The sequence below is a fragment of the Blastococcus sp. SYSU DS0539 genome, from assembly GCF_054050855.1.
On sequence record NZ_JBJHAF010000004.1, the window covers coordinates 230,166 to 244,183 of the forward strand.

Consider the following 14,018-nt stretch of genomic DNA (forward strand, 5'->3'; position numbering starts at 1 on the left):
CTCCTCGGACGGCTCGGGCGGGGTCACCGGTATGTGCGGTGCGCTCCGCACGGTATCGGCGCGAGGGCGCTCGCGTCCGCACGCCACCCGGAGGCGTCCCCGTCTGCCGGAGCCGGTCCGCGCGCCTAGGGTCGGGCCGTGGTCACCCGAGCCGGAATCGTCGTCACCGGGACCGAGGTCCTCACCGGCCGGGTCGCCGACCGGAACGGCCCCTGGCTGGCCGAGCAGCTGCGGAGGATGGGCGTCGACGTCGGCCACGTCGTGGTGGTCGGCGACCGGCCCGAGGACCTCGCGGCCGCGCTGTCGTTCCTCACCGGCACCGGCGCCGACCTGGTGCTCACCACCGGCGGGCTCGGCCCCACCGCGGACGACCTGACCGCGCAGGTCGTCGGCGAGTTCCAGGGCCGGCCCTCGGCCGTCGACCCCGCGCTGGAGGAGCGGGTCCGGCAGGTCGTCGAGCGGCTGATGGCCCGTCGCGGCTGGCGGTCGGACCCGGCGGCGACCGCGGCCGGCGTGCGCAAGCAGTCCCTGGTCCCCGAGGGCGCCACGGTGCTCGAGCCGGTCGGCACGGCCCCGGGCCTGGTCGTGCCCCCCGCCGAGGGCCGCAGCGGTCCGCCGGTGGTCGTGCTCCCCGGGCCGCCGGGAGAGCTGCGTGGGATGTGGCCGGCGGCGGTCGCCGCGGAACCCACCCGCGCGGCGCTGGCCGGCGCCACGGAGCTGCGGCAGGAGACCGTCCGGCTCTGGGGCACCCTCGAGGCGCAGCTGGCCGCGACCCTCCGGGAGCTCGAGCCCGAGCTCGCCGGCCTGGAGATCACCACCTGCCTGCGCGAGGGCGAGCTGGAGATCGTGACGCGCTTCGCCGCCCCGGCGCAGCCGGCCTACGACCGGCTCGCCGCCGCCCTCGGCGAGCGGTACGCCGGCACGCTGTTCTCCACCGGTGCCACCCTCGACGAGCTCGTCGCCGGGGCGCTGACCGAGCGGGGGCTCACGGTGGCCACCGCCGAGTCGTGCACCGGTGGCCTCCTGGCTGCCCGGCTGACCGAGCGGCCCGGCGCCTCCGCCGCCGTGCTCGGTGGGGTGGTGGCGTACGCCGACGGGGCCAAGCAGCAGTTGCTCGGTGTCCCGGCCGCGGTGCTCGCCGAGCACGGCGCGGTGAGCCCCCCGGTGGCCCGCGCCCTGGCCGAGGGCGCGCGGTCCCGGTTCGCCGCCGACATCGGCGTCGGTATCACCGGCGTGGCCGGCCCCGGCGGGGGGACGGCGGAGAAGCCGGTGGGCACGGTGCACCTGTGCGTGCTCGGGCCGGACGGCGAGCGGACGCGGTCGCTGGCGCTGCCGGGCTCCCGGTCGGCGGTGCGGGACCGGTCCGTCACGATGGCGATGCACCTGCTGCGCGAACTGCTCCTGGGCGGCCCACCCGCCTGACTCCCGCCCCACCGGCCGGCCCCCGTGGCGAGAGCGCAGTTGCTGCCGCCCGCCGCGGCGTGTCCCGGCATGTCGGCGACCACAACTGCTCACTCGTGGGTCACTACGGTGCAGCCCATGGCCGCCACCCACGAGGTCACCAACCAGGTCCCGCCCCTGATCGGGCACGATCCGATCGCCGGGGACGCCGCCCTGGCCGAGGCCTGCGTCCGGCACGCCGACGAGGCGGCGCTGCGCTCCCTGGGCGGGCTCGGGCGGATCGCGGGGAGCGAGCAGGCGCAGGAGTGGGGCCGGCTGGCCAACGAGAACCCGCCGAAGCTGCGCACCCACGACCGCTACGGCCACCGGGTGGACGAGGTCGAGTTCCACCCCGCGTGGCACGAGCTGATGCGCACGGCGATGGAGCACGGCCTCGGCGGTGCGCCGTGGGCGGACGCCGCGGCCGGTGACCGGCACGCCCACGTGCGCCGGGCGGTCGGCTACGTCGGCTGGACGCAGGTCGAGATGGGCCACGGCTGCCCCACCACCATGACCTACGCCGTCGTCCCGGCGCTGCGCCGCGCCCCCGAGTTGGCCACCCGCTACGAGCCCGGTCTGACCGCGCGCGCCTACGAGTTCGGCCTCACCCCGCCCGCGGCCAAGAGCAGCCTGGTCGCGGGCATGGGCATGACCGAGAAGCAGGGCGGCTCCGACGTCCGCGCGAACACCACGCGCGCCGTCGCCCGAACCGACGGCAGCTACGCGCTCACCGGCCACAAGTGGTTCACGTCGGCGCCGATGAGCGACCTGTTCCTCGTGCTCGCGCAGCTGGACGAGGGCGTCTCCTGCTTCGCCGTCCCGCGGGTGCTGCCCGACGGCAGCCGCAACGTGCTCCGGCTGCAGCGGCTCAAGGACAAGCTCGGCGACCGCTCCAACGCCTCCAGTGAGATCGAGTTCGACGGGACCACCGGCTGGCTGGTGGGGGAGCCCGGCCGCGGCGTCCCCGCGATCATCGAGATGGTCAACATGACCCGGCTGGACTGCGTCCTCGGCTCGGCCGCGACGATCCGGGCAGCGCTGACCCAGGCGATCCACCACGCCCGGCACCGCCGGGCCTTCGGTGCCCTGCTGGCCGACCAGCCGCTCATGCAGAACGTGCTCGCCGACCTCGCCGTGGAGAGCGAGGCCGCCACCGCCCTCGGCATCCGGCTCGCCGCCGCGGTGGACGCCGGGGAGGGGGCGTTCCTGCGGCTGGCGGGGGCGGCGGCCAAGTACTGGGTCTGCAAGCGCACGCCCGGCGTCGTCGCCGAGGCCATGGAGGTGCTCGGCGGCAACGGGTACGTCGAGGAGTCGGGGCTGCCGCGCCTCTACCGGCAGGCGCCGCTGAACTCGATCTGGGAGGGCTCGGGCAACGTCATCGCGCTCGACGTCCTGCGCGCGCTGGAGCGCTCGTCGGAGTCGCTGGCCGCCGTCACCGCCGAGATCGAGCTGGCACGCGGCGCCGACCGGCGGTTCGACGACGCCGTCACGCGGCTGTCGGCCGAGCTCGGCGACCGGGCGGAGCTGCCGTTCCGGGCGCGCCGCGTCGCGGGCCTGCTGGCGCTGTGCCTGCAGGGCTCGCTGCTGCTGCGGCACGCGCCGGCGGCCGTCGCCGACGCCTTCTGCGCCTCCCGCCTGGGCGGAGACGCCGGCGCGGTGCTCGGCACCCTGCCGGCGGGGATCGCCGTTCCCGAGATCGTGCAGCGGTCCGGCGTCGCCCTGTCCTGAGGCGGGGCACCGGGCTATTACTCTCGGGGACGGTTCACGTGCTGCCCGTCGACACTGCGAGCGGTTCGTGCCAGAGTCCGCGGGAGCGGACCGGACCACCACCGGACGAGAGCGGGCAGCGTGCAACCAGGTGACGACCGGCCTCCCGAGGGCCGGCCGGACCCGTTGAGCGGCGTGCCCGATGCGGTCTACCGGCTGGACGCGCGGGGGTGCTTCGCCTACCTCAACGAGGCAGCCGAACGCCTCCTCGGGCAGCGCGCCGACCAGTTGCTCGGCCGGGACGCCCGCGAGGCGTTCCCCGGGCTGCGCGGCTCGGTGGCCGAGGAGCAGTACCGCCAGGTGCTGCGGGACGGCCGCTCGCGGGAGTTCCACTTCTTCTACGAGCCGCTGGGCCGCTGGTACGAGGTGCGGGTCTTCCCCGACCCCGCCGGCGCCGCGGTGCTGTTCCGCGACATCGACACCCGCCGGCGCAGCGAGGAGGAGCGGGACACCCAGATCCGGGAGCTGTCCGCCGTGCTCGAGGCGCTGCCGTCGGCGACGGTCCTGGTCGGCCCCGACGGACGCATCCTGTCGGCCAACGGGGCCTGGACGCGCAACGGGGAGCGCCTGCTGCCGGAGGGCGCCTGGCCCGCGCGGGTCGGCGAGGACTACCTGGCCACGATGACCCGCAACCTGGAGCGCTCCGCGCACGCCGACCTCGCCGCGGGCCTCCGATCGCTGCTCACCGACGCCGCGCACTCGGACGGCCGCTCGTTCCACCTCGACTTCTCCTGCGCGACGCCGGACGGGGTGAGCTGGTTCCACCTGCAGGCCACCCGGGTGGACGCCGCGGGGCGCGTGGTCATCACCCACACCGACGTCACCGACCAGGTGCAGGCCCGCGAGGAGCTGGTCTGGAAGGTCCGGCACGACGACCTCACCGGGCTGCCCAACCGGGCACGGCTGCTCGAGCTGACCACGGAGGCGCTGGCCGCCGACCACCGGGCCGGGGTTGCGCTGCTGGTCCTGGACCTCGACGCGTTCAAGACGGTCAACGACTCCCTGGGCCACCAGATCGGCGACGAACTGCTGCGCCTGGTGGCCGGCCGGCTCTCCGAGCAGCTCCGCCCGGGCGACGCCGTCGCCCGCCTCGGTGCCGACCAGTTCGTCGTCCTCGCCCACGGGTGCGACGCGTCGGAGGCCGCGGCGCTGGCCTTCCGGTTGCAGACGGCGTTCGCCCGCCCCTTCGCCGTCGGCACGATCACCGTGCCGCTGAGCGCCAGCATCGGCGTGGCGGTGGCCCGGCCCGATGTCCGCGACGCCCACCACCTGCTCAGCGACGCCGACGCGGCGATGTTCGCGGCCAAGAGCTCCGGCCGGGACCGGGTGCACCTGTTCTCGCCGGCCCTGCGGGAGGCGGCCCGCTGGCGGCTGGAGGTCGCCACCCGGCTGCGCGGGGAGGCCATCGACCAGCTGGTGGTGCACTACCAGCCGGTCGTCCGCCTGGACACCGGGGCGATCGAGGGTGTGGAGGCGCTGGTGCGCTGGCAGCACCCCGAGCGCGGCCTGCTCTCCCCGGACACCTTCCTGTCGGTGGCCGAGGAGACCGGCCAGATCATCCCGATCACCCGCTGGTTGCTGCGGGAGACCACCCGCAAGGCGGCCGAGTGGGCGGCCGAGGGGCTGCGCCTGCGGATGTCGGTCAACGTCAGCGCCCGCCACTTCTCCGCCGAGACGCTGGTCCGTGACGTGCGGGTGGCCCTGCAGCAGTCCGGGCTGCCGGCGGACCAGCTGGTCCTCGAGCTCACCGAGACCAGCGTCGCGGAGGACCCCACCCGGGCCGAGGACCAGCTCTCGGTGCTGCGCGGGTTCGGCGTCCGCGTGGCCATCGACGACTTCGGTACCGGCTGGTCTTCCCTGGCGCAGCTGTTCTCGCTGCCCATCGGCACCCTCAAGATCGACCGCTCGCTGCTCGCCGCGGCCGAGCGGGTGGCGGCCGGGGAGACCGGTGCGGTGCTCGCGGCGATCGTCGGGCTCACCCGGACCCTGGGCATCCGCTCGGTGGCCGAGGGGATCGAGACCCCGGAGCACCTCCGGATGGTCCGCGAGGCGGGGTGCGACCTCGGTCAGGGCTGGCTGCTGGGCCATCCGATGCCCGGGGAGCGGGTGCCGGGCTGGGTCCGCGAGGTGCAGCAGGCCGGAGGCGACCTGTGCGCCCTCGCGACGGCGGGCCACGCCGTTCCCGCGACCGGGTGACCGTCCGCCGACGGGCACGCCGCGCGACCGCGCCCGCCGGCCCACCGCGGGCCGCCGCCGCGCCGGTGCCGTCGCCCATGGGGACGCCGGGAAGCGGCGACGGGCAGACTGTCCCCGTGCTGGACACTTCCGAGGCTCCCGCCGGGATCGGCGAGGAGCCGGCGCGGGCCGCCGACGACGGCCGGCCGCGTCCTCCGCTGGACCTGCTCATCTGGGACGCCCCCAACATCGACATGACCCTGTCGACGGTGATCGGTGCCCGGCCGACGGCGGCCTCCCGCCCGCGGTTCGACGCGATCGCGGCGTGGTTCGTCGAGGGCGCCGGAGACCCGGCCGCACCCGACGCGTCCGACGTCGAGGCCTGCGTCTTCGCCAACATCCCCCCGCAGCCGGGGTCGTTGCAGCGCTGGGTCGAGGCGCTGCGCGGCTTCGGCTACTCGGTGTTCGCCCGGCCGAAGTCGCAGCCCGACGACGACATCGACCAGGACATGCTCGACCACATCGCCGTCCGGCAGCACAGCCACCGGCTGCGGCGGCTCGTGGTCTTCTCCGGCGACGGGCGCAACTTCGCCGGACCGCTGGAGGAGCTCGTCCGGCAGGGCACCCAGGTCGTCGTCGTCGCCTTCAGCGAGGTGGCCGGGTACGCGATCGGCTCGGACCTGCTGGAGTTCATCGACATCGAGGACGTCCCCGGCGCCTTCGTCGAGCCCCTGGACCGGGTCCGTCTCGACGCCCTGCCGCCGGACGGTGCCTGGCTGCGGCCGACCCGCAGCCTGCGCGACTTCGTCGCCGGGTTCACCGCCCGCCGCAGCGGCTGATCGGCCGGGTGACCTGGGCGGATGCCGCTCAGGTCACCCGCCCGGGGTGGGTCGGGCGGGGTTCGCTCAGGGAGGGGGGATCTGCCGATCGCAGAACTGTGCCGTTCTCTTCGTTCGACCGCCTGGTGGAGGTGCTGCGCCGGGGCGACGTGCTGCCCGCGGTGGCGCCCTCACCGTGCCGTCGGGTGAGCGGGCGCGTGCCGCGTCCCTCGACACGCTGGTCCGGGCCGTCCCGGGCCTGGCCGAGGAGCTGACCGAGCGCGCCCTGGCCGTCGTGCAGGTCGAGGTGGCGTGGATCGTGACGCGCTCGGCCGATCCGCAGTACCACCTGCTCGGCTTCACCCTCGCCATCTACGGCAGCGGCTGCGTGCTCGTCGCCCGTCCGCGCTGGACGGTGGCCCTGGTCGCCGTCTCCTGGGCCGCGCTGGGGCTCTTCTCGATCAGCGCGGGCGCCGGGCTGTCGGCCGCCGAGCTGCTCGCCGTGAGCGTCTACCTGGCCACCGCCTCGCTGATCGCCGTGCTGGCCCACCTGCGCCGGCACGCGCTCACCACCCGTGAGCTGACGACCCGCGAGAGCAGCTGCGAACCGCTCCGGCCGTTCCGGAGCTGCGGTCCGCCCGGTGACCGGGACCCGTCCCTCCGCCCCGCCCGGAGGCCCGGCGCGACGGCGTGTCGCCACGGCGTCGCCGGGTGGGCACCCCGGGAGCGGTCGTCCGCCGGGTTACCGTTCCCGCGCGGGTCGGCGGAGCACCAGAGCACGGCGCGAGCACCGATCCGGAAGAGGAGCCATGACCAGCGTTCCCGGCGTCGACCACCCGGCCGAGCAGAGCGAGGCCGAGGTGTGGCCGGCCGGCACCGACGTCGCGGTCAGCGCGCGGGTCGAGGTGGTCCACGCCGGGGTGATCTCCGTGCGCCCCTCCGTGGGCGAGTTCGTGGCGGAGTCCGTGGTCGAGCCCGGTGACGCCGTGGAGGTGTTCTGGCGCACCACGCACGGGCAGCGCGCGCTGCCGGCCGAGGTGCTCGACGTCCAGCACGGCCCGGTCGTGCGCTGGCGGCTCACCGTCACCGGTCCCGCCGAGCACAGCCAGCGGCGGGCGGCGGTGCGCGGCCGGGTGGTCGTGCCCGTGCAGGCGCGGCTGGGCCTCGTGGAGCTCACCGGCGAGACGCTGGACGTCAGCGAGGCGGGCCTGCGGGTGCAGTTCGAGGGCTTCGGCATGGCGCCGGAGGCCGGGACAGCGCTGGCGCTGACCGTCCACTTCGAGGACGGACCCCTCCGGACCACGGGCGAGGTGATCCGCCTGCAGGCCCGCGGCGCCCGCTGGGTGATGAGCATGCGGTTCGTCGACATCGCCGAGAAGGAGCAGGACCGGGTCCGGCGCCGGGTCTTCCAGACGCTGCGCGAGGAGCGGGCGAGGCTCGCGGAGTGACCGCGGCCGGAACCCGCGGGTAGCGGACGGTGTCCCGGGGCAGAGCAGCAGGTGTGACGACGTCCCCGCCTCGCCTGACCGAGGCCCTCACGGCCCTGCGGGACGGGCTGGCCGCCGCCCCCCTGGGCCTGGCGACCCCGGCGCGCGACGACGCCGCCCGGGCCGCCCGGAGCGTCGCCGACCAGATCGACGACTACCTGCTGCCCCGCTTGCTCGACCTCGACGCCCCGCTGCTCACCGTCATCGGCGGGTCCACGGGCGCCGGCAAGTCCACCCTGGTCAACAGCCTCGTCGGGGCACCGGTCACGACCGCCGGGGTGCTGCGCCCGACGACGCGCGCCCCCGTCCTGGTGTGCTCCCGGACCGACGCCGGCAGCTTCTCCGGCGACCGCGTGCTCCCCGGGATGGCCCGGGTCACCGGCGGTGACGGCGGCCCCGGGACGGTGCAGCTGGTCGTCCGGGACGACGTCCCGGCCGGTCTGGCGCTGCTCGACGCGCCGGACGTCGACTCGGTGGTGGCCTCCAACCGCGACCTGGCCGGGCAGCTGCTGGCCGCGGCCGACCTGTGGGTCTTCGTCACGACGGCGGCCCGCTACGCCGACGCGGTGCCCTGGGACGTGCTGCGCACGGCCGAGCAACGGGGGACGGCGCTGGCCGTCGTCCTCGACCGGGTGCCGCCGGAGGCCGCCGCGGAGATCTCGGCGGATCTCGCGGGCATGCTCGAGCGCTCCGGCCTGGCCGCGGCCCGGCTGTTCGTGATCGAGGAGCGCCCCCTGGTCGACGGGCTGCTGCCCGAGGACCAGGTGGCCCCGTTGCGGAGCTGGCTGCACGGCCTGGCCGCCGACCAGGAGCAGCGGGCGGCGGTGGTCCGCCAGACGCTCGGCGGGGCGCTGGACAGCCTGCAGGAGCGCACCGCGGCGGTCGCCACGGCGGTGGACGAGCAGCTCGCGGTGGCCGGTGCCCTGCACGACGCCGCGGCCGCCGCCTACGACGCGGCGCGGGACGGGATCGACCAGGGGGTCCGGAGCGGCAGCCTGCTGCGCGGGGAGGTTCTCGCCCGCTGGCAGGAGTTCGTCGGCACCGGCGAGTGGATGCGGACGCTGCAGAACCGGGTCGGCCGGGTGCGGGACCGGGTCGCGGCGGCGCTGACCGGGCAGCCGGCGCCGGCCGAGAGCCTGCAGGGCGCGCTGGAGAGCAGCGTGGAGCAGCTGCTCCGGGCCGAGGCCGACCGGGCCGCCGAGCGGACCGTCACGGCCTGGCGGGCGCTGCCCGCCGGACCGGCGCTGCTGGCGGGTGAGGAGCGCGAGCTGGCCGGTGTCTCCCCGGACTTCCCCGAGGCCGCCGCGGCGCAGGTGCGCGACTGGCAGGGCACGGTGCTGGACCTGGTGCGCAGCGAGGGGGCGGACAAGCGCTCGCGGGCCCGCCTGCTGTCCTGGGGGGTCAACGGTGCGGGAGCGGTGGTGATGGTGGCGGTCTTCGCCCAGACCGGAGGGCTGACCGGCGGCGAGGTGGCGGTGGCCGGCGGGACGACGGCGGTCGGCCAGCGGGTGCTGGAGGCGGTCTTCGGCGACGCCGCGGTGCGGTCCCTGGCGGAGCGGGCACGCGCCGACCTGGACGAGCGGGCGGAGACGCTGCTGGCCTACGAGCAGGACCGCTTCGACGCGCGGGTGGACGCGGCGGCCCCGGCGCCGGGCGCCGCCGACGAGCTGCGCGTGGCCGCCCGCGCCCTCACCGAGGCCCGCCGGGCATGAGGGGCGCGGAGAGATCGCTGGCCGACCGGCTGGCGGCGTTGCGGGAGGCGGTCGAGGTCGCCGACGGGCGGCTGGAGGTGCCGGAGATCGGCCAGGCCCGGGCCGTGCTGGCCAAGGCTGGTGCCCGGGAGGCCCTCGGGGACGCCACGGTGGTGGCGCTGGCCGGCGCGACCGGCAGCGGGAAGTCGACCCTGTTCAACGCCCTGTCGGGCAGCGAGGTGAGCACGCCGGGCGTGCGGCGCCCCACCACCGGCGTCGCGCACGCCACCGTGTGGGGGCGGCCGGGCGACGGCACCGACCGGCTGCTCGACTGGCTGGAGGTCCCCCGGCGGCACCGCCGGGAGCCGGAGGCCGCCCTGGACGGGCTGGTCCTGCTCGACCTGCCCGACCACGACAGCGTGCGCGTGGAGCACCGCCTGGAGGTGGACCGGCTGGTCGGGCTGGTCGACGTCCTGGTCTGGGTGCTGGACCCGCAGAAGTACGCCGACGCCGCCGTGCACGAGCGCTACCTGGCGCCGCTGGCCGGCCACGCGGGGGTGCTGATGGTCGTGCTGAACCAGGTGGACCGGCTGGACGAGGCGGCCGCCCGCGCGTGCCTGGCCGACCTGCGCGGGCTGCTCGACCGGGAGGGGCTGTCCGCCACGCCGCTGCTGGCGGTGTCGGCGCGCACCGGGGCCGGGCTGGCGGAGCTGCGCGGGGCGCTGGCCCGCCGGGTGGGCGCCCGCCGGGCGGCCGGGGAGCGGCTGCTGGCCGACGTGCGCGGCAGCGCCGCGGGCCTGGCGGCGCACTGCCCGGAGACGGGGGAGGGCGGCGGCCGCCGCTGGGGGCGTTCGGCCGCGGCCCCCGGCGCCGACGGGCTCGCCGACGACCTCACCGACGCCCTGGCCGACGCGGCCGGGGTGCCCACGGTGACCGCCGCCGTCGAGCGCTCGACCCGGCGGGAGGGGACCGGCCGCACCGGCTGGCCGCTGCTCCGCTGGACGCGCAAGCTGCGCGCCGACCCGCTGGACCGGCTGCACCTGGGCGACGCGCGGGCCCGCACCTCCCTACCGGCGGCCGGCGCGGTGGAGCGGGCGCGGATGGCGACCGCGGTGCGCGAGGCCCGTGACGCCGTCGGGGACGGGCTGGCGCCGGCCTGGCGGGACGAGCTGCGGCGGACGGCGGAGGTCTCCGAGGACCGGCTGGCCGATGCGCTGGACCAGGCGGTCGGCGGGACCGAGCTCGGGCCCGACCGGGTGCCGCTCTGGCAGCGGGCCGCCGCCGGCCTGCAGTGGCTGCTGATGGCCGCCGCCCTGGTGGGCGCGCTCTGGCTGCTGGCCCTCGTCGCGCTCGGCTTCTTCCAGCTCGACGACGTCGTGCCGCTGCCCCGGGTCGAGGGCGTGCCGCTGCCCACGCTGCTGGTGGTCGGCGGTCTGCTGGCCGGCCTGCTCCTGGCGCTGGTGTGCCGCCCGCTCGTGGCGCTGCGTGCGCGACGACGGGCCCGGACGGCCGACCGCCGGCTGCGGGCGGCCGTCCGCGCGGTGGCCGAGGAGGAGCTGCTGGCCCCGATGGTCGAGGTGCGCGCTGACGCCGGCCGGTTCTGCGCCGCGGTGGCCGCCGCCGCGCGCTGAGCTCAGTCCCGGGAGATCCCGGGCGAGCGCTGCTCGGGCAGCCGGTCGCGGAGCGGCCCGGCCGTCTCCCGGCCGGTCGGCAGCAGCGCCCAGACGTGCTTGCGGCCGGGCCGCTGCTCCCAGCCGTAGGCGGTGGAGAGCTGGGCAACCAGGTGCAGGCCCATCCCGCCGAGGGCGGGATCGCGGTCCACGGCCGGGACCGGCGGGCGGTCGGGGGCCTCGTCGCTCAGGTCGAGCAGCCAGCCGGCGGGGCCGGCCACCACCAGGGCGCGCACGTCGCCGCCGCCGTGCCGCAGCGCGTTGGAGGCCAGCTCCTCGAACACCAGGAGCAGCCCGTCGCGGGCGTCCTCGGTCGACGCCGCGGAGACCGAGGGGTGGGCGATCCGCGCGCGCAGGTCGGTGCGCACCCGGGAGACCACCTGCATGGCCTCCAGCTGCCAGTGCCAGACGTCGCCGGGGACGGAGGGGACGGGCGCGCTCGGCCACGCGTCGTGGGCCAGCTCGTCGGCCATCGCTTCCTCTCGCGTCTGCCTCGCAGGCGGCACCGGGACCCGGCTTGGTCGCACCATCCTGACCGATGCGGTCCCGGCGCGCGAAGGGGGGCGACCGGCGAGTTCCGCACCGGGCACACTGGGCGGGTGGACGACGCGCTGCGCGAGCTGAGCCGGGTGACCCTGGGCGGGCGGGAGCTCGCCGACGTCCTCGGGGAGATCACCCGCATCGCGGCCCGGGCGATCCCGGGTGCCGAGTCGGTCTCGACCACCCTCGTGCGGGGCGACACGGCCTTCACCGCCGCCCACCACGGCGCGATGTCGCTGGAGGCCGACGAGCTCCAGTACGCGGAGAACGGCGGCCCCTGCATCGACGCCGGCCGGGGCGGGGTCGTCCTGCGCATCGACGACGTGCACACCGAGGAGCGCTGGCCGACGTACATGGCCCGGGTCCGCGAGACCGCGGTGCGGAGCTCGCTGTCGGTGCCGCTGCCCTACCAGGGTGCGAGCATCGGGGCGCTGAACGTCTACTCCGCGCAGCCGGCGGCGTTCGCGTCGCCGGACTCGCTGGCCGCAGGGCTGGGCACGGCGGAGCTGATCGCGGTGGCGGTCGCCAACGCCGACGCGCACGCCCGGCTGGCCGACGACGCCCGCAACATGCGCATCGCCATGGAGTCGCGCGCGGTCATCGAGCAGGCCAAGGGGGTGCTCATGGCGCAGCGGCACGTCGACGCCGAGCAGGCGTTCGAGATCCTGCGGCAGGCCTCGCAGCGGTACAACCGCAAGCTCCGGGACATCGCCGCCGGCATCGTCGAGGGCACCCGGGCGGGCGGCTAGCGCCGATCCAGCGCCGCGAGCCGGGAGACGAGGAACTCCACGGCGGCGTCGCTGTCGACGCTCTCCGCCACCTCCACGGCCGTGCCGGTGGAGGAGACCGACCGGCGGTCGACCAGCGTCTGGCCCCGGCCGGCACCCAGCGTGGTGTCGACGACGACGTCGCGCCGCACCGTGCCCACGGTGCCGGGGACGATCGCCTCGGAGAGGGCCAGGGCGTCGTGCACCACGACGCCCGCGGTGCCGTAGGAGTCGCGGGCGTGGTCCACGTACTGCTGCAGGATCGCCGCGGCGGAGCGGCCGATCGGGCCCGCCGCGGCGAAGCGGGCGATGCCTTCCTCGGTCAGGACCGTGGGCAGGGTGACGTCCAGCCCGACCATCACCGTGGGCAGCCCGGAGATGAACACCGCCTGCGCCGCCTCGGGGTCGGACCAGATGTTGAACTCCGCCGCGGCGGTCACGTTGCCGCCCCGGCCGGCCGACCCCCCCATGACGACCAGCCGCCCGATGCGCGCGGCCGCCTCCGGGCGGACGGCCAGCAGCAGCGCGATGTTGGTGAGCGGGCCGATGGCGGCCACGGTCACCGGCACCGGGGACGCCAGCAGCAGCTCGGCCAGGGCGATCACGGCGGGGCGCGGGTCGGCCCCGGCCGGGGACGGCGGGAGCTCCACGCCCCCGAGCCCGGCGGCCCCGTGCACGTGCCCGGCCCGCTCCGGCTGGGGGTGGACGAGCGAGGCCCGCGCCCCGACGGCGACCGGCACGTCCGAGCGGCCGGCCAGGTGCAGCACCCGCAGCGCGTTCTCGGTGACCTGCTCCAGCTCGACGTTGCCGTGCACCGTCGTCACCAGCCGCAGGTCCACCTCCGGGCTGGCCAGCGCCAGGAGGACGGCGAGCGCGTCGTCGATGCCCGGATCGGTGTCGATCACCAGGGGGATGCGGTCGGTCACCGCAGCATCCTCCCAGCCGGCTCCGCGGGCGCCCGGGGCCGGTCGGGCCGGCGCCGTCCCACCACCACGGCGCCCGCGCCGATCCGGCGTGCGGCCGATCGGGCGGGAGCCCCCGACACGCCGGGCGCGTCGCGACGGTCCGGGGACGACCGGACCCGCGATCGGCCAATTCCACGCTCACGGGGCACCGCCGAGTCGACAAGGAAATGCGCTGGGAAAAGGGTCACCGGCCGTTCGGGAATGGCTCGGCAACGGTTCGGTCACGCGCATCCGGAGAGGTGTCCGAACAACGCCGTCCGGACGCGCCGGGTCCCTACCTTTCTCCTTGTCCGCGGCACCTTCCCCTGCTGCGGACACGACTTCGGGAGGCGACATGAGCAGCAGCCGGCGGGCCGTCCGGCCGGCTACCGCGGTTGTGCGCGCCGACCTGTCCGGTGGTGAGCCGGCCAGCACCCTGGCGGGCCTCATCGGCGTCCTCGACCGCGCCGACGACGCCCGACCGCGCCACCGCCCGCGTCCGGCTCCGCACCGCTCGGCCGCCCGGCCCGTTCCGCTGCGGTCGGTGCAGCCTGCGCCGCCGGCCCGCTCGGCGCGGATGCCGGCCCCGCGCGTGGTCGTGGTTCCCGAGCGCGTCCGCCGGCCGCTGGGCGGGCTGCGCGGCATCACCCGCCGGATGGCGCTGTGGGGCGCCGGCGAGCAGGGCGAGAACCTGGCCTGGCGGGTGCCCGCGCACGCCG

General features: G+C 76.7%; 10 protein-coding genes. 8 read left to right on the forward strand and 2 right to left on the reverse strand.

The window, feature by feature from the left end:
* The first annotated feature begins 138 nt into the window (after positions 1-138).
* The 7 genes from ACI790_RS07310 to ACI790_RS07340 all read left to right on the forward strand — a co-directional run bounded on the left by ACI790_RS07310 (position 139) and on the right by ACI790_RS07340 (position 11,009).
* Positions 139-1,422 carry a competence/damage-inducible protein A gene (locus tag ACI790_RS07310; protein WP_456569127.1) on the forward strand — a complete coding sequence of 428 codons (1,284 nt, stop codon included), beginning with the start codon at positions 139-141 and terminating at the stop codon, positions 1,420-1,422.
* Between the two features lie 117 nt (positions 1,423-1,539).
* Positions 1,540-3,168 (forward strand): acyl-CoA dehydrogenase family protein, encoded by a 1,629-nt coding sequence (locus ACI790_RS07315; RefSeq protein ID WP_456569128.1) that lies wholly within the window; start codon positions 1,540-1,542, stop codon positions 3,166-3,168.
* A gap of 174 nt (positions 3,169-3,342) precedes the next feature.
* Positions 3,343-5,403, forward strand: coding sequence for a putative bifunctional diguanylate cyclase/phosphodiesterase (locus ACI790_RS07320; RefSeq protein WP_456569129.1), 2,061 nt, complete (start codon positions 3,343-3,345; stop codon positions 5,401-5,403).
* A 116-nt stretch (positions 5,404-5,519) separates the two neighbouring features.
* Entirely contained in the window at positions 5,520-6,221 is a 702-nt protein-coding gene (locus ACI790_RS07325; protein ID WP_456569130.1) for an NYN domain-containing protein, read from the forward strand.
* A gap of 788 nt (positions 6,222-7,009) precedes the next feature.
* Complete coding sequence (locus ACI790_RS07330) at positions 7,010-7,648, forward strand: flagellar brake protein (RefSeq protein WP_456569131.1); 639 nt, start codon at positions 7,010-7,012, stop codon at positions 7,646-7,648.
* 53 nt (positions 7,649-7,701) lie between these two features.
* A complete protein-coding gene (locus ACI790_RS07335) occupies positions 7,702-9,399 on the forward strand; it encodes an ABC transporter (RefSeq protein ID WP_456569132.1) in 1,698 nt (565 codons plus the stop codon).
* Positions 9,396-11,009: a GTPase gene (locus tag ACI790_RS07340; protein WP_456569133.1), complete on the forward strand. Its 1,614-nt coding sequence runs from the start codon at positions 9,396-9,398 to the stop codon at positions 11,007-11,009. Before ACI790_RS07335 ends, ACI790_RS07340 begins: the two co-directional genes overlap by 4 nt.
* A gap of 2 nt (positions 11,010-11,011) precedes the next feature.
* Here ACI790_RS07340 and ACI790_RS07345 read toward each other — a convergent pair whose 3' ends face one another.
* Entirely contained in the window at positions 11,012-11,521 is a 510-nt protein-coding gene (locus ACI790_RS07345; RefSeq protein ID WP_456569134.1) for an ATP-binding protein, read from the reverse strand.
* A gap of 126 nt (positions 11,522-11,647) precedes the next feature.
* Between ACI790_RS07345 and ACI790_RS07350 the strand changes: the two genes are divergently transcribed.
* On the forward strand, positions 11,648-12,337 hold the full coding sequence (locus ACI790_RS07350; RefSeq protein WP_456569135.1) for an ANTAR domain-containing protein: 690 nt from the start codon (positions 11,648-11,650) through the stop codon (positions 12,335-12,337).
* On the opposite strand, the gene ACI790_RS07355 is transcribed toward ACI790_RS07350, so the two are convergent.
* Complete coding sequence (locus ACI790_RS07355; RefSeq protein WP_456569136.1) at positions 12,334-13,281, reverse strand: nucleoside hydrolase; 948 nt, start codon at positions 13,279-13,281, stop codon at positions 12,334-12,336. The genes ACI790_RS07350 and ACI790_RS07355 overlap by 4 nt on opposite strands.
* Positions 13,282-14,018: the final 737 nt, after the last annotated feature.

What these genes read in the sequence shown, in the direction of transcription:
- ACI790_RS07340 (WP_456569133.1), top strand. Translation starts at nt 9,396, where the DNA reads ATGAGGGGCGCGGAGAGATCGCTGGCCGACCGGCTGGCGGCGTTGCGG.
- ACI790_RS07315 (WP_456569128.1), top strand. Translation starts at nt 1,540, where the DNA reads ATGGCCGCCACCCACGAGGTCACCAACCAGGTCCCGCCCCTGATCGGG.
- ACI790_RS07345 (WP_456569134.1), bottom strand. Translation starts at nt 11,521, where the DNA reads ATGGCCGACGAGCTGGCCCACGACGCGTGGCCGAGCGCGCCCGTCCCC.
- ACI790_RS07330 (WP_456569131.1), top strand. Translation starts at nt 7,010, where the DNA reads ATGACCAGCGTTCCCGGCGTCGACCACCCGGCCGAGCAGAGCGAGGCC.